Below are 20109 nucleotides of genomic sequence, written 5' to 3' on the forward strand. Positions count from 1 at the left end.
CACCTCCAGAGGCTGCCCGTCTCCCTTGTCAGTTTGCTGTGCAACGTCCTGGTGTGCTTCGTGGACGGCCTTGAGGGCCCTGACGAACTCCGACTGGAACAATGCGCCCTCCACGTCGCTGATGGGATCGCTGTCGAACACGATCTGCTGCGCGTGGGGATTATTGGGCGCCCAGACCAGATGATTGACCGGGATGGTCCTGTCTGGAACGCTCTTGCGGAGGTACTTGCTGTCCTGGAAATAATCTTGCAGCTTGCTGTTCAACAGGAATATCTCATGAGAGCGTACGATCTTGAGATCAGTACTGACCGGCGCGACAGGAACCGTATTGATGTAGAAAGCGATCGTGTTCTTTTGATAGCAGGTCGCGATATGAACAATGGCAGTATCGACCGTGACGACGAGATCGGCCTCTTCAATGAGCGGTATGACATCCAGCACGCTTTGCGAATCAAAGACCGACACCTGTTCCAGGGCGCCCAGGCGTTGGATACTGTCTTTCTCTCCGATCACTACGACATGGTACCGGCTGCCGAGCTGCTGACACACGATACCGATCTGTTGATCCGACAGGAACCGTGCCGGGACGCTGCCAAAAGGGTTAAAGACAGCGACCTTCTTCTGTCGGCCATTGGTCAGGGGCTGCAAGAACGAAGCTGCCCTCGCCCTGACCTCGTCGCTGACGAATAGCTCATAGTGCAGGTCATCTGCCGGCACTTGCAGTTGGTCCAGCAGCGTGCGCAACTGCACGGTGACGTGGCTTTCAGGTGAGTAATAGGGAATCGGGTAGTTGAATGTGGGAAGGCTGCTTTTGTTGAAGCCGGCCAGGATCGGTGTCCTGATGTAGGAGCAGAAGAGGAGATTCTTCAGATCGACGAAACGGTTGCATCGTACATCGACGGCCAGGTCGAACTTTTCCCGGCGCACGGCCCGCATGGACTGCAGCCATGCTCCGATACTGCTGTCGTCGTAGGTGAAGGTACCGCTGACATGAGCATTGTGCTTGATGATGTCCAGCGCGGGCTTTCTGGAGGACAGATAGACTACATAACCGCACCTGACCAGATTCCGGATCAATGCGGTCGTGGCGATCATGTCGCCGATGCGGTCATTGCGCACCACCAGGATTTTCCTGGCCGCTGACAGGCTGGGGGCTTTCCTTCTCGGCCGCATGATCCATTTGACCATGCCCATCAACGCAAAGCGCATGCGCAACTTCCAGCGTCTGATCAGGAAGTTCTTTTCCCAATTGTATTCGCGCAACGTCTGCTTAAACGTCTTTCCCATTTTTCACCACAATATCTGCTCTATTAGACCAAGCAATCGCTGCCACCGGGCAAGCGCGGATTTCCTCGGGAAAAGCCAAGACAGGAAAGCCTCACCTTCCGATTGACCCTCTGCGCTTCGACTTGCCTCAGCTCAAGCCCAGGTCCTCGGGAGCGGGCTCACGCCAGCGCAACAGCGCTGCCATCAGCAGTGACAGCAGGACCGTATAGAACAGGCTGCACTCACGCCAGATGAACATGACATCGACCAGGCCATCGGAAACGAAAGCCAGGCACAACACCAGGCCCATCACGGCGCTCACCTGGGCAGCCGCCGATTGCCGTGCACCGTAGCAAAGAAAATAGGCCACTGGCGCGAAATACAGGGCCAATAGCGCCAGTACGCCACAAGTGCCGAAGATGACTGCGGCAAACAGGAATTCATTATGGGAGTGCGGATAAGAGGCAGCCGCCGGGCTGATGACACCTTCCTCGGCCAGCTTGCCCAGCGCCTTGGAATAGCCGTTGACACCGACACCGATGAACGGATGCTCCCGGTACAGCCGCAGCGAACCATTCCACAGCTGCAGGCGCGTCCCGATGGAGGTGTTCAGGTCGGACCGGCTCTCGAAGGAAACCAGGTCGCTCTGGACCATCATCATCCGCTGCCTGATGTTTTCGTTGGAACTGTACAGGGTCGCGATGGCGAGCATCACCAGAAGCGCTGCGCCGATCTTGAGCACCCGGTTCCCGCGGGGAACAAACGCCACGCATCCGGCAATGACGAACACCGGTATGGCCAGCCAGGCGCCTCGCGACTGGTAAAGATAGATGCAATAGATTCCGCTAAGGCCTGCCAGCAGCTTCAGCCCCATCAGTGCCTTTCGCATTGGCCTTGGGAGTGCTGCATCCCATTTGATGCTCAATACAGCCAGGGCGCCAAGAATGGCAGCCAGCTCGGTGTAGGCGAGAATGGGCATGAAGTTCACATGCTCCCGCGACACGCCACCGCCGGTCAGCCAGTAGGTCTTCACCGTGGCCACCAGGGTAGCCAGCGCAAATGCCACGCCCAACCAGCGGAAAAAGCGTCGCGGCATCTGGGAAAATGCCCAGCACAAGAGCATGAAGCCCTGGAAGCGCAAGGCAATGTTGAAATCCTTGAGCGACCCGTTACCGATTATTGTCTGACTCAGGAGCACGCAGATGGTGAAGCCCGAAACAGCCAGATAGAGGGGCCAAAGCGTCTTCCAGGAAGCGCCATAGCTGGCAAGCGAACGCCGTCCACCCACGAAGATGGCGAGGACCGCGAGCAACAACAGCAGGTGGTAGCTGATCCCGGCCAGACGATCAACGGACATCCCCAAGACCACGAAGACAGCCGCAACGACAAACAACATCCAATGCATGAGATTTGGCAACATCGGCTTCTCATCCATTATTAGGCCTCGCAAATGACAGTCGGTATGAACGTCATTCCCCCTAAGACCTTTTTCATCGACAAGCGCTGGCTGCCGATTTCCCCAATTTTCATCTTCTTTCCCTGGTGCATCCATACCGGTTCTGGCACTGCTGCCGACCGGTTATCCATTGTCTTGCCTCGCCGCCTGAGCATTAGTGTCCCATGCTGAAAGGCAAACGCGAGTACCGACCAAGTATAACGGCGATGCCCCGGGCCAAGCTTGCATTTCTCCAGCGTATCGGCGCTTTTGATCATATATGTGCGATTTCCGTTGTTACCTGATATCGACGTAAGCCGTTATCAATGCAAATCAAAACTACGTTACGGTAGTTTCCGCCTTCCTTTTCAGCAGTTCGATCACCTCATCGGTGGTGATCTCGGTCAACCATCCCTTACGTGTCTTCACGGTCAATATGGTGCTGCTGGCGGCATCAATGGGTGTCCACTCGGGGCTGGTCTGACGCATCAGTGCGATGACCGGCACCCGCACGGCATTGGCCAGGTGCATCACGGCAGTTTCCACCGAGATAATTAACCGGCATAGGCTCAAGACCGCCGGTAACTGGAAGAAGTTCTCCTGAGCGCTGAACAGGTGCAACCGGCCGCTCTGGTCGGCAGCCAGCACGGCGCGCGCCTGCTCCAGCTTTTCCGGCACTACGTTGAGAATGAAGTGGGCATCCTGCCACTGGGGTAGCGCCCGCATGCGATCGGCCAGCTCCACCATCCGCTGCAAGGGCCAACTGCGCTCCTCCGACTTGGAAAAAGCATTGAGGAACACCAGCGGCGCATCGGCCGTGATGCCCTGGGAGGCCAAGTCATCACGTGCGCGCTGCAGCCATTGCGGCGGCATGTCAACGTAGGGGAAGCGTTCCCCGGCAGCCATCTGAAGGCCGAACAGGCTCTCGAACCAACCGGCGTAGATGGCACTGATGTGCTGCTCCTGTCCCTTGGCGACGTACGCCGGAATGAAGGCATCCAGCTTTCGATAGGCCAGGTGCTTGCGGATATCCAGAAGGCGCACACGCTTCTTCTGGCCCACCACGAAACCGCGTGGCGAGAGCTTGCGTATCAGCTCGGCATAGAGATGGCGCCGCAGCACGGCAAAGGACACCACGATCGGATAGTCCTGGGCGCGCGCCTGCTCGATCGAACTGGCATAGCCCTTGGGGCTGTAGGTCTGGTCGTAGATGCGCCCGAACATGCCGCAGGCCCTCACCCAATCGTACAGGGCGTACTTGCTCAGATGCTCCCACTGGGTGGCATCGGACGTACGACGTACTTCATCGACCCACAGGTCCATACGGATATGCGGATAGGCCTGCCTGAAGGCCCTGAAACAGTTCTGCATGTAGGTGAAGTCGCCCAGCGCCAGGTGCGCGACGAAAAGGATCTTGTCCGCCTTGCGGAGCAACTCAGCAGGTACCAGTTGTTCGGCCATGTTCAGCTTTCTGTGGCTTACGCCTGGGGCAGGCGTGCGGTAATGTCATTGTGGATGCGGGGCATGGCATCAGCGGCGGGCGCGCCGTACCAGCAGGTAGCGCCAGTACCAGCGCAGGCTATCCAGATAGCGCCCACGGGCCCACTGGAAGCGCGAGTGCATGCGCAATTCCTTGTAGTTCTGCGGCTCCAGGTCCAGGGGCTGGTCTGACCAGGCCGATAGCGCGTGGTAGCGCTGGAACAGACGCACCGCATCATGGCCGCTCCAGACACCCCAGGGTTTGACCGAGCCGGCGAAGTGGATGAAGCTTGCCGCCCCCTCGGCGATGGCCAGCGCCGGGCGATTGTTTTCCAGGTCACCGACCAGGCCGTAAAGATAATTCCAGCGGATATCGACGAAGCGTGTGCGACCGTCCAGCACCACGTTGAGCGCATCCTGATCGGGAAAACGGTAGTGCTCACCCTCCTTGAGGATGGCATCGATGGTCTGCTGCGTGATGCCGGCAGCGATCCAGTTCGGTATGTTGATGTACAACATGCCCGAGTTGAAGTAACGCGGGTGCTTCAGCTTGAGCGCCTCCACCCGGCGTCGCGTGGTGGCTTCGGCATCGGGCACCACGGCGGCGATGTCCTGGCCCAGGTCCATCTGCGCCAGCGCGTCGATGCTGTCCACACAGAGGATGTCGGCATCCAGGTAGAGCACGCGGTCGGTGACGGATTTGAGGATGTCCGGGATCACCAGCCGTGCAAAGATGGCCGAGGAATAATAGGACGACTTGGTGTACTGCTCGAAGCGCTCGAACAGCGACGCGTCCAGCAGGTGCAGATGGGTACTGATGCCGGGCTGCTCACCCAGGCTGGCAAAGCGGCGACGGTTGTCCTCGTTGACCTTGGTGGCCAGCACGTGGAAGGCGAAACGACGCTGGCGATTGTTCTCGATCAGCGAGGCGATGGTCGCACCCATGCAGCGGAAATAACGGTCGTCGACGCAGAATACGACGTGGAACACTTCCTCCTTGCCGCCCTGTGATGTGGCCTCGTCCGATAAGGTGTGAGGCAGATTCACGGCAGTACCTCCAGTACCTGTTCGATTGCGATCGCATCGACCCAGTCGCTGCGACGCGCTGCCATGATCACGGTGCTGCGTGCGCGGTCGATGGGTGCCCACTCGGGATTCTTGCGACGCATCAGTGCCACCACCGGGACATGCACGGCATTGGCCAGATGCATCACGGCGGTTTCCACCGAGATGATCAGGCCGCAGTGCTGCAGGATCGCAGGCAGCTGGAAGAAACTCTGCTGTGCGCTGAACCAGCAGGTATTGGGCGGCAGGCGATCAGCGATCTCCGCCTTGGCCTGTTCGATTTCCTGTGGCGTGGCGTTGATGACGAAGCGCGTCTGTGCCCACTCCGGCCTTGCCTGCAGGGCCTGGATCAGGTCGGCGACGCGCGATACCGGCCAGCAACGCTTCCTGGTCTTGGCAAAAGGATTGATGAACACCAGTGCTGGCTTGCCGCTGGCAGTGGTCGGATTCTCCACCCCCCATTCCTGCAGTTGTGACTGCGCGTATTGCTGCCATTGGGCTGGAATATGGACAAAAGGCAGGCGCTGCTCCTCAGTGACCTCCAGGCCACTGAGCTGCCTGAACCAGTCGGCGTATTCATCCGTGATGTGATAACCGTCGAAGGGGGAGAAACGCGCAAACGATGCGTCCAGCCCGCGATAGGCCAGCCAGTCAGAGGGTGCGTACCAGCGCGGCTTGCGGCGCATGCCCACGACCCATGCATCGGGCCCGACCTGGCGTGCCAGACGTGCATACCAGGACGGGCGCAAGGTCGCCAGCGAGACCACCAGCGGATAGTGTTCCGAGCGCGCCTGGGCAATCGACTCGGCCAGCAGTTGCGGACTATAGGTACGACGATAGACCTTGGCGAAGAAGGGGCACTGCTCGGCCCAGTCATACAAGGCGTAGTTCTTCAGGTAGCCCCACTTGGCCTCATCGGAGGTGCGACGCACTTCGTCGATCCAGATATGCACCTGCACATGCGGATGGGCCCGCGAGAACGCCTGGAAGAAGTTCTGCAGGTAGGTGAAATCACCGATGGCCAGATGGGCGATGAAGAGGATCTTGTCGGCCTTGGCCAGTCGCGATGCGGGAATGAGCTGCATGTCAGCCAGCCATCTTCATGCGTTGCAGCTGGTGGGGGGTGAAGCGAGGCGCGGCCCCCATGGGCAGTTGCAGGAATTCCATTACCGTATCGACACTGATCTTGTTGATCCAGTCGTCGTGTTCGGGCGTATAGACGATATTGGTATTGGCCGCATCGATGGGCGCCCATTCAGGATTGATCTGGCGCATCATTGCCACCACCGGCACGCGTACCGCATTGGCCAGGTGCATGATGGAGGTTTCCACGGTGATGATCAGGTCGGATTGCTGCAGCATGGCCGGCAGCTGGAAGAAATGGTCATGGGCGCTGAACAGGCGGGTCCGCGGCAGGGCTGCCGCCTGGACTTCGCTTTGCGTACTTTCCCACAGTTCGGGCATGCTGTTGACGATGAAGTCAGCCTCGGCCCACTTGGGATCGGCCTGCATGCGCTTGATCAGGCCGGTCACGTTGACCACAGGCCAGGAGCGCTCAGGCGGCTTGGCGAAGGCATTGAGGAACACCAGCGGGCGCGTGCGCGCCGCCTTGGGTGCAATACCCCACTGCTGCAGCTGCTGCACGGCGCCGTCCTGCCACTGCTGCGGCACATCCATGGTGGGGACGCGCTGGTCCTTGGGCACCTCGATGCCGAACAGGCCCTTGAACCAGTTGGCATAGACATCGCTGACATGCAGCGTACGGTCCTGCGAATACACCGGAATGGCGGCGTCCAGCGCACCGTAGATCAGGTGTTTGCGGAAATCATAGAAACGCACGCGCTTGGTCATGGCCACCACAAACCCCTTGGGGCTGATCTTGCGCACCATCTTGGCATACATCGGCCGGCGGGCCAGGCCGAAGGACACCACGATAGGATAGTTCTCCGCACGGGCCTCACGCATCGTCTCGCGCAGCACCAGCGGACTGTAGGTGCGGGTATAGAGCTTGTCGAACATGGAGCAGGTCTGCAGCCAGTCGAACACCACGTATTTCTGCAGGTGTTTCCATTGGCGGAAGTCCCAGGTGCGACGGACTTCGTCGACCCACAGGTGGATCTTGATATGCGGATAGGCCTCGGAGAAGGCCTTGAAGCAGGCCTGCATATACGTGAAATCTCCCAGCGCCAGGTGCGCGACGAACAGGATCTTGTCTGCCTTCTGCAAGAGCTCGGCGGGGATGGTTTGATGCAGCATGGCCGCTGCGCTGGTTTGGACTGAATGGGTCATGCGTGTTCTTGTTCTCAGAGCAGTTTCTTCAGTTGCTGCAGCTTGGCCTCGTCCTGCTCGGCACCTTCGCCGGAGAACTGCAGGTGGTACAGCTTGGCATAGGCACCATTCCTGGCCAGCAGCTCCTGATGCGAACCGACCTCCACGATCTGGCCGGCCGACAGCACGACGATGCGGTCGGCGCGCTCCACCGTCGACAGGCGGTGGGCGATGACGAAGGTGGTACGGCCTTCCATGAGCCAGTCCAGCGCCGCCTGCACGGCGCGCTCGGATTCGGTATCCAGCGCGGAAGTGGCCTCGTCCAGGATCAGGATGGGGGCGTTCTTGTAGATCGCACGGGCAATTGCCAGGCGCTGGCGCTGGCCGCCGGACAGGCGCGAGCCATTGTCCCCCACCACGGTGTGGATGCCATCCTGCAGCTCTTTCATCAGTGCGCTCAGGTGGGCGGCTTCCAGGGCGGCCTCCACGCGGGCGATATCCGGATGGGGATCACCGTAGGCCACATTCTCGATGATGGTGCCGTTGAACAGCACCACGTGCTGGCTGACCATGGCAATCTGGCGACGCAGGCTGCGCAGCGAGATCTCCTCGATGGGTTCGCCATCGAGCAGGATCTTGCCACCGGTGGCCGAATAGAAGCCGGGGATCATGTTCACCAGCGTGGACTTGCCGCCGCCGGACATGCCCACGAAAGCGATGGTCTCGCCGGCATTCACGCTCAGGTTCAGGTGGTCCAGCGCCAGTTGTTCGCGCTCGGGGTAGGCAAAGCACAGGTCGATCAGGTCGATCTTGCCAGCGGCGCGCTGTTGCAGTTCACGTCCGCCGGTACGTTCGGTGGGCATGTCGATCAGGGTAAAGACCGCTTCGGCGGCGGCCATGCCGCGTTGCAGGGGACCGTTGACTTCGGCCAGCTGCTTGAGCGGCGTCAGCAGCATCAGCATGGCGGTGATGAAGGACACGAAACCGCCCACCGTGATCTGCCCATTGCCGGACTGGATCAGCGCCATGACGATCACGATGGCCACCGCCGAAGCCGTCATGAACTGGGTGATAGGCACCGTCGAGGAAAAGGTCTTGGTCATGCGCATGGTATAGCGACGCAGGTTCTCGGAGTTCTTGTGGAAGCGCTGCTTCTCGAACTCCTGGCCACCGAAGATCTTGATGACCTGCTGGGCACGGGTCGATTCTTCGATCACCTGGGTCAGCTCGGCGTTCACACGCAGCGAATCCTGGTTCAGCTTCTTGAGGTTGCGGCTGGTGAAGCGCACCACGGTCGCCAGCAACGGCAGCAGGATCAGGGTGACGATGGTCAGCGACCAGTTCAGGTACAGCAACCAGGCCAGCAGACCCACCACGGTCAGGGCCGAGCGGATGATGGAGGTAAAGATGCGGGTCACCATGTCGGTGATACCCTGCACTTCGAACATGATGGAATTGATCACCTTGCCCACGCTGTTGGTGGCATAGAAGGCCAGCGGGAAATCCAGCATGCGGGCAAACATCTGTCCCCGCACCTCATTGAGGATGCGCGTGGTGACCCAGGTCATCAGGTAGCTGCTGGCGAAGGTCGAAGCGCCACGGATGACGAAGATGCCGATCACCGCCACCGGCACCAGCCATAGCGAGAACGCCGGCTTGCCCACGAAACCCTTGTCCAGCAGGACCTGGAAAATGTAAGGCACCACCGGCTCGGTACCGGCCGTCACCGCCATGGCGATGAAGGCCAATACCAGGCGCCAGCGGTAGGGCTTGTGCAAGCGCAGCAGGCGGACGAAATACGGCGAAAGTTCAAGTTTCATTCTGTGTTTCCATATGGGAATACCCGCGCAGGCAGCGCTTTCGCTGGCGGGCGGGCAAAGAAGCCCGCCATTCTACCGTCCCCGGGATCATTCACGGCAAGCTCGCGCCCTACTGAAGCCCCGACGCGACGGTTTTACGCATTCTTGCAAGCGACGGCAGCCCGGCAGGAGGCCAGGCTGTCAACATAGCGGCCATCAATACTCGACCACCACCGCCTCCTTGCCAAACGACGCCACCAGCGTCGATTGCAGGCTGTCGCTGGGGTTGATCCGCCAGGCATCGCCCAGCACCACTTCGCAGGCGGCATCGGCCTGACGATAGCGCATCACGAAGGGCAGGCCCTGCTCCTGGCGATGCGCGGTCAGCGTGTCGCGCAGGTGATTGGGATCGATCGCCTTGTTGATCGACACCACCATGCGCACGCCGTACTGGATGCGCGCCGCGCCCAGGTCCATGACCTTGTCGGCGGCCACCCGCAGCCCGCCGTTGAAGCGGTCTTCGGAGACCTTGCCCGAGACCACCAGCAACTCGTCTTCCTTGATGAGGTGCTTGAAGGGTTCGAACAGCTCGTTGTAGATGGTGGCCTCGATCACGCCGGTACCATCGTCGAGCGTGCAGATCACCAGCTTGCCGCGCTGGGTCATCTGCACCCGCACGCCGGTGATGATGCCGGCCAGGCTGCGCGGCTCCCAGGAGGGTTCCAGGCTGGCGATCTTGGTACGCACGAAGCGGCGCACTTCCTTTTCGTAGGCCGAGAACAGATGGCCGGACAGGTAGAAGCCCAGCGCGCCCTTCTCTTCGGTCAGGCGCTGCTTGTCGCTCCAGGGCGGCACCTGCACGTATTCCAGCGGTGCTTCCAGGTCGCTGTCGTCGCCGCCGAAGAGGCTGACCTGGTTGGCCGATTTCTCGGCCTGTTCCGCGCTCTCCCAGGCCAGGTTGACCGAAGCCTGCAGGATGGCGCGATCGACTTTGAAGCAGTCGAAGGCGCCGGCACGGATCAGCGAATCGATGGTGCGGCGGTTGATCTGCTTCTTGTCGACCCGCTTGGCGAAGTCGAAGAGGTCCTTGAAAGGACCATCCTTGCGTGCTTCCAGGATGGCTTCGATGGCGTTCTGGCCGGCGCCCTTGACGGCGCCCAGGCCGTAGCGGATCTGGGTGGCCTTCTTGCCCGGCTCGCCCACCGGCATGAAGCGGTAGTCGGACTTGTTGATGTCCGGCGGCAGGATGGCCAGTTTGCAGATGTCAATCGAATCCTCGATCAGGATCTTGACCTTGTCCGTGTCTTCCATGGCCAGCGACAAGTTGGCGGCCATGAACGCGGCGGGGTGATGCGCCTTCAGGTAGGCGGTGTAGTAGGACAGCAGCGCGTAGGCGGCCGCGTGCGACTTGTTGAAACCGTAGCCGGCGAACTTTTCCATCAAGTCGAAGATCTCGTCGGCCTTGGCCTGGTCCAGCCCGTTCTTGGCCGCGCCTTCGCGGAACAGTTCACGGTGCTTGGCCATTTCCTCGGCCTTCTTCTTGCCCATCGCCCGGCGCAGCAGGTCAGCGCCGCCCAGCGAGTAACCGCCGATGACCTGCGCCATCTGCATCACCTGCTCCTGGTAGACCATGATGCCGTAGGTCTCGGAGAGGATGCCCTCGGTACGCGGATCGGGGTAGTCGAAGGCTTCGCCGTGCTTGCGCTTGCAGAAATCGGGGATCAGGTCCATCGGACCGGGGCGGTACAGCGCCACCAGGGCGATGATGTCCTCGAAGCGGTCGGGCCGGGCATCCTTCAGCATGCCTTGCATGCCGCGGCTTTCCAGCTGGAACACGGCGACCGTCTTGGCCTTGGTCAACAGTTCGTAGGAGGGCCGGTCGTCCAGCGGCAGCTTGGCCAGGTCGAACTCGGCCATGGCCGGGTCCAGCATGCGGATGTAGCGCACCGCGCGATCCAGGATGGTCAGCGTGGTCAGGCCCAGGAAGTCGAACTTGACCAGGCCGACGGCTTCGACGTCGTCCTTGTCGTATTGCGACACCACGCCGGAATCGCCACCCTGCGTGTAGAGCGGGCAGAAATCGGTCAGCTTGCCGGGCGCGATCAGCACGCCACCGGCGTGCATGCCGATGTTGCGGGCAATGCCTTCGACCTGCTGGGCCAGGCCCATCAGCTGCTTGACCTCTTCTTCGTTCTCCAGGCGCTCCTTGAGCAGCGGCTCTTCCTCGATGGCATCGGCCAGCGTGACCAGCTTGCCCGGCTTGAAGGGGATCAGCTTGGAAATGCCGTCGCAGAAGTTGTAGCCCAGGTCCAGCACGCGGCCCACGTCGCGCACCGCGCCCTTGGCGGCCATGGTGCCGAAGGTGGCGATCTGCGAGACCGCCTCCTTGCCGTAACGATCCTTCACATATTGAATCACCCGGTCGCGGCCTTCCTGGCAGAAGTCGATGTCGAAGTCGGGCATGGAGACGCGTTCCGGGTTCAGGAAGCGTTCGAACAGCAGGTTGTAGCGCAGCGGGTCGAGGTCGGTGATCAGCAGGCAGTAGGCCACCAGCGAGCCGGCGCCGGAACCCCGGCCGGGGCCGACCGGCACGCCATTGTTCTTGGCCCACTGGATGAAGTCGGCCACGATCAGGAAGTAGCCCGGGAACTTCATCTTGATGATGGTGTTGTTCTCGAACTCCAGCCGCGCTTCGTAGCGTGGGCGCTGTTTTTCGCGCTCGGCTTCGTTCGGGAACAGTTCCTTGAGGCGCACTTCCAGCCCGGCCTTGGTCTGGGCCACCAGGAAGTCGTCGATGGTCATGCCGTCCGGGGTGGGGAAGTCCGGCAGTTGCGGCTTGCCCAGCTGCAGCACCAGGTTGCAGCGCTTGGCGATTTCCACCGTATTGGCAATCGCGCCCGGCAGGTCGGCGAACAGCTCGGCCATCTCGGCCTGTGACTTGAAATACTGCTGCTCGTTGAAGCGCTTCACCCGGCGCGCATTGGCCATGATCTCGCCTTCGGCGATGCAGGTGCGGGCTTCGTGGGCGATGAATTCGTCGGGGCTCTGGAACTGGATCGGATGCGTGGCCACGCAGGGCAGGCCCAGCCTGGCCCCCAGGGCCACGCTCTGGCGCACCTGAACATCCATGTTGGGCTGGCCGGCGCGCTGCAGTTCCAGATAGAAGGCACCGGGGAAGATCTCGGCCCAGCGGCGGGCACAGGCTTCGGCCTGGGCCAGGTTGCCATTGTCGATGGCCTGGCCGATATCGCCCATGCCGGCAGCGGACAGGGCGATGAGGCCATTGCCGCCGTCCTGGTGGCGCAGCGCGTCCAGCCATTCCATGCGCACTTCGGCGCGGCCCTTGTACTGGTTGTTCAGCCAGGCCTGGGACAGGACTTCACACAGCTGCAGGTAGCCATGACGGCTCTTGATCAGCACCAGCAGCCGGAAAGGCTTGTCGCGGTCGGCGTCGTTGGTGATCCACAGGTCGCAGCCGGCGATGGGCTTGACGCCCTTGCCGCGCGCCTCCTTGTAGAAACGCACCATGCAGAACAGGTTGGCGAGATCGGTCACCGCCAGGGCGGCCTGTCCATCCTTGGCAGCGGCCTTGACGATGTCGTCAATGCGCACCAGGCCGTCCACGATGGAATACTCCGAGTGCATTCGGAGGTGTACAAATTGCGGGGTAGTCATAGGACGACATTTTACCGGAGCTTGGGATGCACTTCGGGGTTGCGTCGTCAGCTTTTCACAGGAATTCAAAAGCTTGTGAACAATTTACACAAACTTCTTCGATAGATCGCCCAAAGCCGCCTTGATCTGCATCAGAGAAGCGCCACACATCCCGCCGTCGCCGCCCAAATTGCTGCGAAGGCCCTGCCCGCCCGTATATAATGCTGACAATTCAAAGACTTAGAGCTGAGTAACGAACCATGCAGTCCCCCGATACACCCTACGTCAACATCGCCGCCTACAAATTCGTCAGTTTCGACGATACCGCTGAAAAGCGCCCCGAATTCCTCGCATTTTGCCAACAACACAACTTGCGTGGCACGGTGATCCTGAGCCCGGAAGGCATCAACCTGTTCCTGGCCGGCCTGCGGCCGGACATCGACGCCTTCCTGGCCTGGCTGCGCGCCGACCCGCGTTTCGCCGACCTGATCGTCAAGGAAAGCTATTCCGAGAAGCAACCGTTCACGCGCATGCTGGTCAAGCTGAAGGCTGAGATCATCACCATGAAGCATCCGCTGATCAAGCCCGAGCTGGGCCGTGCGCCCTTCGTGGAACCCCGGGACCTCAAGCGCTGGCTCGACCAGGGGCATGACGACGAGGGCCGTCCGGTGGTGATGGTCGATACCCGCAACGGCTTCGAGGTCGATGTCGGCACCTTCGAAAACACGGTCGATTACCGCATCAGCAAGTTCACCGAATTCCCCAAGGTCATCGAGGACCACAGGGCCGACTTCGAGGGCAAGACCGTGGTCACCTTCTGCACCGGCGGTATCCGCTGCGAAAAGGCCGCCATCCACATGCAAAACATCGGCTACGACCATGTCTACCAGCTGGAAGGCGGCATCCTGAAGTATTTCGAGGATGTCGGCGGCGCCCACTACAACGGCGACTGCTTCGTCTTCGACTACCGCACCGCCCTGAGCCCGGAGCTGAAGGAAACCCAGACCGCGCAATGCTTCGCCTGCCGCGCCGTGGTCACCCCGCGCGAGCAGTTGTCGCCCGAATATGTGCCGGGAAAGTCCTGTCCGCACTGCGCCCACAAGCAAGGTAGCGCACAGGAAGAGGCGGCAACGCAGGCCTGATCGGCTGCGGTGGCCGGCAGCGGCCCCTGCAGAACGACAAAAGCCGGGCACCTTGTGGTGACCGGCTTTTTTACGCCTGTGGATAAGGCAACTTGCAAGACTTACTTCTTGAACTTGGCCGCAGTTTCCACCACACGTGCACCGAAGAGCTTGGCCGTTTCCAGATCACCCGGCAGCGGACCTTCTTCCGGCGAGGAATCCGACGGGCTTTGTGCCATCAGACCCGAGAAGGAACCGACGAAGTTGATGTCGTTGCGCTGGGCGGCCTTGCTGTTGGCCGGCATCAGACCTGTGCCGACCCAGATCATGCTGTGCTGCATACCCAGGGTGAACAGGTAGTGCAGGGTCGAGAGCTTGTCGCCGTTCATGGTTGCCGAGTTGGTGAAGGCGGCACCGACCTTGTCCTTCCACTTCTGGCTGAACCAGGGCTTGGAGGATGCGTCGGCGAACTTCTTGAACTGCCAGGACACGGTACCCATGTAGGTCGGCGAACCGAAGATGATGGCATCGGCCGCGTCCAGGCTGGCCCATTGCGCATCGGTGATGGTGCCTTCGGCGCTGATGGCGATGAGTTCGACATCGGCGCCGGCAACGCCAGCAGCGCCGGCCTGCACGGCTTCAGCCTGCTTCTTGGTGTGGCCGTAGCCGGAATGGTAGACGATGGCAACTTTGGTCATGACGGTATTTCCTTCTCTAGAGAGTGAAGTGACACGGTTGGAAAATCCGCCGGTGTGATCGGTACCGGCGGGCAATGCGACTACGGGACTACAGAATCATGGGACTGCCGGAGCAGACACCCGAATCAATCAGCGCGGCAGGTCGAACAACAGGACTTCTGCCTTGTCGCCGTCGCTGATCTCGATGCGGTCGACCGCACTGAGCTTGACGGCGTCACCCGCTTCCAGGGCCTGGCCATTGACGCTGACCTTGCCACGGGCCACGTGAATATATCCGAGGCGGCCTTGCGGCAAGGCATAGTCGGCACGCTGGGCACCGTCGAACAGGCCGGCATACAGCTGGGCATCCTGGTTCATGCTGACCGAACCGTCGCGACCGTCGCCGGAGGCCACCAGGCGCAGCTTGCCGTCCTTGTCGGCGGCCGAGAAATGCGCCTCCTGGTAGCCAGGGTCGGCACCGGCACGGTCCGGCATGATCCAGATCTGCAAGAAGTGGGTGGTACCGTCCTGGGAGTGGTTGTACTCCGAGTGCCGTACCCCGGTGCCTGCGCTCATGCGTTGTACGTCACCCGGACGGATCACGCTACCGTTGCCCATGCTGTCCTTGTGGGCCAGCTCGCCTTCGAGCACGTAGGAAATGATCTCCATGTCGCGGTGGCCGTGCGTACCGAAGCCCTGGCCAGCGGCCACGCGGTCTTCGTTGATCACACGCAGCGGGCCGAAACCCATGTGCTTGGGATCATAGTAATCCGCGAAGGAAAAGCTGTGATACGAATCCAGCCAACCGTGGTTGGCGTGGCCACGATCGTTCGCTTTGCGAAGTTCCATCATGTCAACACCTCTTTCTCAAGTGACGTACAGACCGGAAGTGGTTTGTACAAAATGTTTGTCGATGGCGTCACTATAGTGGCTAACTTTTTCCGAGATAAGGTCTAAAATCCGTAGTGTTCATTCAAAAATTTTAAACAAGGGAAAGCGACGTGAACCTGACCCTGGAATCCCTGCTGATCCTCGACATGATCGACCGCAAGGGCAGCTTTGCCGCCGCCGCCGTGGCACTGGACCGCGTGCCTTCGGCGCTGACCTACAGCGTGCGCAAGCTGGAAGACGATCTGGACGTGCTGCTGTTCGACCGCCGTGGCCACCGGGCCCAGTTGACACCGGCCGGGCTGCAATTGTTGCAGGAGGGACGCCACTTGCTGCTGGCGGCCAGCGACCTGGAGCAGCGCGTCAAGCGCACCGCCACCGGGCGCGAGACCGAGCTGCACATCGTGCTCAACAGTCTGATTCCCTTCGGCAAGATGCTGCCCATCATCGAAGCCTTCGACCGCGAACAATCCGGTACCCGCCTGCGCTTCACGCCCGGGGTATTGACCGGCGCCTGGGAAAAGCTGATCGAAGGCCGCGCCAACCTGGTCATCGGAGTGACCCTGGATGGGCCGGAGGTCGTGCGCACCAGTGGCCGCTTCCAGATGCAGGAACTGGGCGCCGTGGACTGGGTATTCGCCGTGGCGCCGCAGCACCCGCTGGCCACCGCCGACGAGCCCTTGTCGGCCGAGCTGGTACGCAGCCACCGCGCCATCGCTGTGGGGGACAACAGCCAGTCGCTGCCGACCCTGACCATGGGCCTGCTGTCAGGCCAGGAAACCCTGACGGTCGCCACCGTGGCCGACAAGCTGCAGGCCCAGCTGGCCGGCCTGGGCTGCGGCCATCTACCGCGCATCTGGGCGGCGCCCTACCTGGCCTCGGGTGCGCTGGTGGAAAAGCAGACCCTGGCGGCCAAACCCAATGACAACTTCATGGTGGCGTGGCCCAAGGCGGAACAGGGCAAGTCGCTCAAGTGGTTTATCCAGCACCTGGCCCAGCCAGAGGTACGCGCCTCGCTGATCGGCCCGATTGCCGCGCCGGAGCCGATGTGAGCGCCAGCGCCTATGTCGGCCGCTTCGCGCCCTCCCCCTCCGGGCCGCTGCATGCTGGGTCGCTGGTGGCGGCGCTGGCCAGCTATCTGGATGCGCGCGCCCATGACGGACGCTGGCTGCTGCGCATCGAGGATATCGATGAAACCCGCACCGTCGCAGGCGCGGCCGATGACATCGTGGGGACCCTGGCGGCGCTGGACATGCATGCCGACGGCCCGGTACTGGTCCAGAGCCAGCGCAAGGCGCGCTACCAGCTGGCCCGGGAGAAGCTGGGCGCAATGGTCTATCCCTGTGGTTGCAGCCGCAAGGAAATCGCCGATTCAAGGGTGGGCACTGCCAGCGATGGCGCCGCCATCTATCCCGGCACCTGCCGCCACGGCCTGGCACCGGGCAAGCAGGCCCGTACGCTGCGGCTACGCGTGCCGGATGCGGGGCAGCCTGGGGAACGGGTGCAGTTCGAAGATCGCTGGCTGGGGCCGCAGGCGCAGCACCTGGCCTCGGAGGTGGGGGATTTCGTCTTGCAGCGGGCCGATGGCTTCTGGGCCTATCAGCTGGCGGTGGTGGTGGACGATGCCGAACAGGGCGTGACCGATGTCGTGCGCGGGGCCGACCTGCTGGACTCGACGGCGCGGCAAATCTACCTGCAAGGCTTGCTGGGCTATCCGACCCCGCGCTACCTGCACGTGCCGTTGCTGATGAATGAGACCGGGGAAAAGTTATCCAAGCAGAACGGCGCACAGGCACTGGACCTGTCGCAGCCGCTGCAGCAGTTGCAGCAGGCCGCGGCTTTCCTCGGGCTGGCCAGAGAGACGGGCCAAGCCCGCGACCGGGAAGGATTCTGGAATGGCGCGCTCACCGGCTGGCAAGCGCGCTTCGGCTCGCGCTGAAAGAAGCGCTCAGCGCTTGGGCATGCCACCCAGCAAGGCAGCCACCTTGGGCTTGGGACGGTTGTTCTTGGGCAGTTCCGGCTTGGTGGACACGGTCTCCACGGTGCTGGGCTCGTAGGGCTTGAGGAACCACGGATCGACCTTCTCGCGGCGCGGTGCAGCGGAATAGCCTTCGCGGCTGCTGCGGCTGCGTTCGCCGCGGTCGCTACGATCACCACGTTCACTACGCTCGCCACGGTCGGCGCGATCACTGCGTTCCTGACGCGCGCGCGGCGCGAAACCGGCCAGCTCGGCACGTTCGAATTTCTTCTTGATCAGCTTCTCGATGTCGGTCAGCAGACGATCATCCTTGTCGCAGAACAGCGAGATGGCATCGCCCGAAGCACCGGCACGACCAGTACGACCGATGCGGTGCACGTAGTCTTCGGCGTTATAGGGCAGATCGTAGTTGATCACACAGGGCAGCTCGGCGATATCCAGGCCACGTGCAGCCACGTCGGTGGCTACCAGCACTTCGATCTGGCCTTGCTTGAAGGCTTCCAGCGCGGCCATGCGCTCGCCCTGGGTCTTGTCGCCGTGGATCGCGGAGGCCTTCACGCCTTCGGCCAGCAGGGTACGCGCCAGGCGCGATGCGCCGATCTTGGTATTGGAGAAGACGATCACTTGCTTCAGTTCGCGCTGGCGAATGATGAAGCTCACTGCATCGGCCTTGGCGGCTTCGTCCACCTTGTAGATGGTCTGGGTGACGTTTTCGGCGGTGGCGTTGCTGCGGGCCACTTCGATGGTGACCGGGTTGTTCTGGAAGCTGGCGGCCAGCTTCTTGATTTCCGGCGAGAAGGTGGCCGAAAACAGCAGGTTCTGGCGCTGCTTGGGCAAGAGGTTGATGATGCGCTGCAGGTCGGGCAGGAAGCCCATGTCCAGCATGCGGTCGGCCTCGTCCATCACCAGGATCTGGGTCTGCGACAGGTTCACCGTCTTCTGCTGCACATGGTCCAGCAGGCGACCCGGGGTGGCGATGACGATTTCCACGCCGGCGCGCAAGGTGGCCGTCTGCGGCGCCATGTCCACACCACCGAACACCACGGTCGAACGCAGGGGCGTAAAGCGGCAATACGCAGCCACGTTGTCGGCGACCTGGTCGGCCAGCTCGCGGGTGGGGGTCAGGATCAGGGCGCGCACCGGGTGGCGGGCCGGCGAGGCGCTATGGCTGGCGTGCTGCAGCAGCCGCTGGATGATGGGCAGCGAGAAACCGGCGGTCTTGCCGGTACCGGTCTGGGCGGCGCCCATCACGTCCCGGCCTTGCAGCACCACAGGAATGGCCTGGGCCTGGATCGGGGTGGGATGGACGTAGCCTTGTTCGGCCAGGGCTTTCAGGATATCGGGCGAAAGGCCGAAATCTTCGAAGCGGACGGCGGGTGCAGCCGGTGCTGCGGACGCGGACGTGGTGTCGGACATGGTTTATTGCGAACGGTGCGACAGCGCCGCGGCAGCCGCCAGGCGGCTCCGGTGCATGGGGTGCATGCGCACGGGTTCTGATTGCTTTCTGTGTTGATGTGTTACGGGCGAACCGGCCAAACCTGAGCGGCCGGGCGCTTCGGATGATGCAAAAGATGCTGACCGGGACGACGACTTGCCACGCCCGGAATTCGCTATTATACGCCGCATCGCCATCGGCTTCATGACAGTTTGGTTTCCGCGCCCGAGCGCCGCGCCGGAAAGCCGCCCGCGGCGCCCTGCCAGGGCAGCCCGGCAGGGCGTGAGGGACTCAGCCTATCGTGATGTCGATGTCGGGCAAGCCGTCCACATGGCCCTGCAGGCGGTCACCCTTGACCACCGCACCCACGCCCTCCGGGGTGCCGGTAAAGATGAGGTCGCCCGGGAACAGCTCGACCAGACCCGACAGATAGGAAATGGTCTCGGCCACGCTCCAGATCAGGTCCGACAGGTCGCCTTGCTGGCGCACTTCGCCGTTGACCTTGAGCCATACCGCACCGCGTTCGGGATGGCCGGACTGGGCCACCGGCACGATCGGTGCGCAGGGTGCGGACTGGTCGAAACCCTTGGCCATGTCCCAGGGGCGGCCCAGCTTCTTGGCCTGCGCCTGGATGTCGCGGCGGGTCATGTCGAGCCCCACGGCGTAGCCATATACCAGCTCCAGTGCCTGCTCCACCGGAATATCGCGACCGCCCTTGGCCAGCGCCACCACCATCTCGATTTCGTGATGGTAGTCGGCAGTGGCCGCCGGATACGGCACCACGGAGTCGGTGGGGACGATGGCATCGGCCGGCTTCATGAAGAAGAAGGGCGGTTCGCGGTCGGGATCATGGCCCATTTCGCGGGCGTGGGCGGCGTAGTTGCGACCCACGCAATAGATGCGACGGACCGGGAAAGGAGCACCGCCGACCACGGGGATGGTGGTCTGGGCGGGTGCGGGAATGGCGAAACTCATCGGGAAGACTCCGTAGTGGCGTGATGCACAGGCACGAATAAAGAGAGAGCCGGTCGCTGCCGGCTTGCG

General features: G+C 61.9%; 16 protein-coding genes. 4 read left to right on the forward strand and 12 right to left on the reverse strand.

Annotated elements, in window-relative coordinates:
- Both VE092_RS07130 and VE092_RS07135 read right to left on the reverse strand, forming a co-directional pair.
- Positions 1-1287: glycosyltransferase family 9 protein (locus tag VE092_RS07130; RefSeq protein ID WP_324875245.1), on the reverse strand; the 1287-nt coding region annotated here is incomplete at its 3' end.
- 127 nt (positions 1288-1414) lie between these two features.
- Complete coding sequence (locus VE092_RS07135; RefSeq protein ID WP_324875247.1) at positions 1415-2701, reverse strand: O-antigen ligase family protein; 1287 nt, start codon at positions 2699-2701, stop codon at positions 1415-1417.
- A 27-nt stretch (positions 2702-2728) separates the two neighbouring features.
- Here VE092_RS07135 and VE092_RS07140 point away from each other — a divergent pair, with 27 nt between their 5' ends.
- Positions 2729-2893, forward strand: a complete 165-nt coding sequence (locus VE092_RS07140) for a hypothetical protein (RefSeq protein ID WP_324875248.1) — start codon at positions 2729-2731, stop codon at positions 2891-2893.
- 147 nt (positions 2894-3040) lie between these two features.
- On the opposite strand, the gene VE092_RS07145 is transcribed toward VE092_RS07140, so the two are convergent.
- From VE092_RS07145 to dnaE, 6 genes are all read right to left on the reverse strand, one after another.
- Positions 3041-4162, reverse strand: a complete 1122-nt coding sequence (locus VE092_RS07145) for a glycosyltransferase family 9 protein (RefSeq protein WP_324875250.1) — start codon at positions 4160-4162, stop codon at positions 3041-3043.
- A gap of 69 nt (positions 4163-4231) precedes the next feature.
- On the reverse strand, positions 4232-5227 hold the full coding sequence (locus VE092_RS07150; RefSeq protein ID WP_324875252.1) for a glycosyltransferase family 8 protein: 996 nt from the start codon (positions 5225-5227) through the stop codon (positions 4232-4234).
- Entirely contained in the window at positions 5224-6330 is a 1107-nt protein-coding gene (locus VE092_RS07155; RefSeq protein WP_324875254.1) for a glycosyltransferase family 9 protein, read from the reverse strand. Before VE092_RS07155 ends, VE092_RS07150 begins: the two co-directional genes overlap by 4 nt.
- A gap of 1 nt (position 6331) precedes the next feature.
- A complete protein-coding gene (locus VE092_RS07160) occupies positions 6332-7534 on the reverse strand; it encodes a glycosyltransferase family 9 protein (protein WP_324875256.1) in 1203 nt (400 codons plus the stop codon).
- A gap of 14 nt (positions 7535-7548) precedes the next feature.
- Positions 7549-9333, reverse strand: a complete 1785-nt coding sequence (gene msbA / locus VE092_RS07165; protein WP_324875258.1) for a lipid A export permease/ATP-binding protein MsbA — start codon at positions 9331-9333, stop codon at positions 7549-7551.
- Between the two features lie 195 nt (positions 9334-9528).
- The gene (dnaE, locus tag VE092_RS07170) at positions 9529-12987 is read right to left on the reverse strand and encodes a DNA polymerase III subunit alpha (protein ID WP_324875260.1); all 3459 of its coding nucleotides are present in this window, start codon (positions 12985-12987) and stop codon (positions 9529-9531) included.
- A gap of 239 nt (positions 12988-13226) precedes the next feature.
- On the opposite strand from dnaE, the gene VE092_RS07175 reads away from it, so the two are divergent.
- Positions 13227-14108: a sulfurtransferase gene (locus VE092_RS07175; RefSeq protein ID WP_324875262.1), complete on the forward strand. Its 882-nt coding sequence runs from the start codon at positions 13227-13229 to the stop codon at positions 14106-14108.
- 101 nt (positions 14109-14209) lie between these two features.
- Here the strand turns inward: VE092_RS07175 and VE092_RS07180 are convergent, their stop codons facing one another.
- The gene (locus VE092_RS07180; protein WP_008331321.1) at positions 14210-14785 is read right to left on the reverse strand and encodes a flavodoxin family protein; all 576 of its coding nucleotides are present in this window, start codon (positions 14783-14785) and stop codon (positions 14210-14212) included.
- A gap of 129 nt (positions 14786-14914) precedes the next feature.
- Positions 14915-15616, reverse strand: coding sequence for a pirin family protein (locus VE092_RS07185; RefSeq protein ID WP_077237597.1), 702 nt, complete (start codon positions 15614-15616; stop codon positions 14915-14917).
- 149 nt (positions 15617-15765) lie between these two features.
- Here VE092_RS07185 and VE092_RS07190 point away from each other — a divergent pair, with 149 nt between their 5' ends.
- Both VE092_RS07190 and gluQRS read left to right on the forward strand, forming a co-directional pair.
- Positions 15766-16704 carry a LysR family transcriptional regulator gene (locus VE092_RS07190; protein WP_324875266.1) on the forward strand — a complete coding sequence of 313 codons (939 nt, stop codon included), beginning with the start codon at positions 15766-15768 and terminating at the stop codon, positions 16702-16704.
- Complete coding sequence (gene gluQRS / locus VE092_RS07195) at positions 16701-17591, forward strand: tRNA glutamyl-Q(34) synthetase GluQRS (protein ID WP_324875269.1); 891 nt, start codon at positions 16701-16703, stop codon at positions 17589-17591. Before VE092_RS07190 ends, gluQRS begins: the two co-directional genes overlap by 4 nt.
- Positions 17592-17600: 9 nt before the next feature.
- On the opposite strand, the gene VE092_RS07200 is transcribed toward gluQRS, so the two are convergent.
- The gene (locus VE092_RS07200; RefSeq protein WP_324875271.1) at positions 17601-19046 is read right to left on the reverse strand and encodes a DEAD/DEAH box helicase; all 1446 of its coding nucleotides are present in this window, start codon (positions 19044-19046) and stop codon (positions 17601-17603) included.
- A gap of 310 nt (positions 19047-19356) precedes the next feature.
- Positions 19357-20040, reverse strand: coding sequence for a fumarylacetoacetate hydrolase family protein (locus tag VE092_RS07205; RefSeq protein WP_324875272.1), 684 nt, complete (start codon positions 20038-20040; stop codon positions 19357-19359).
- Positions 20041-20109 lie beyond the last annotated feature (69 nt).

The sequence above is a fragment of the Herbaspirillum sp. genome (assembly GCF_035644555.1).
GTDB lineage: Bacteria > Pseudomonadota > Gammaproteobacteria > Burkholderiales > Burkholderiaceae_D > Herbaspirillum.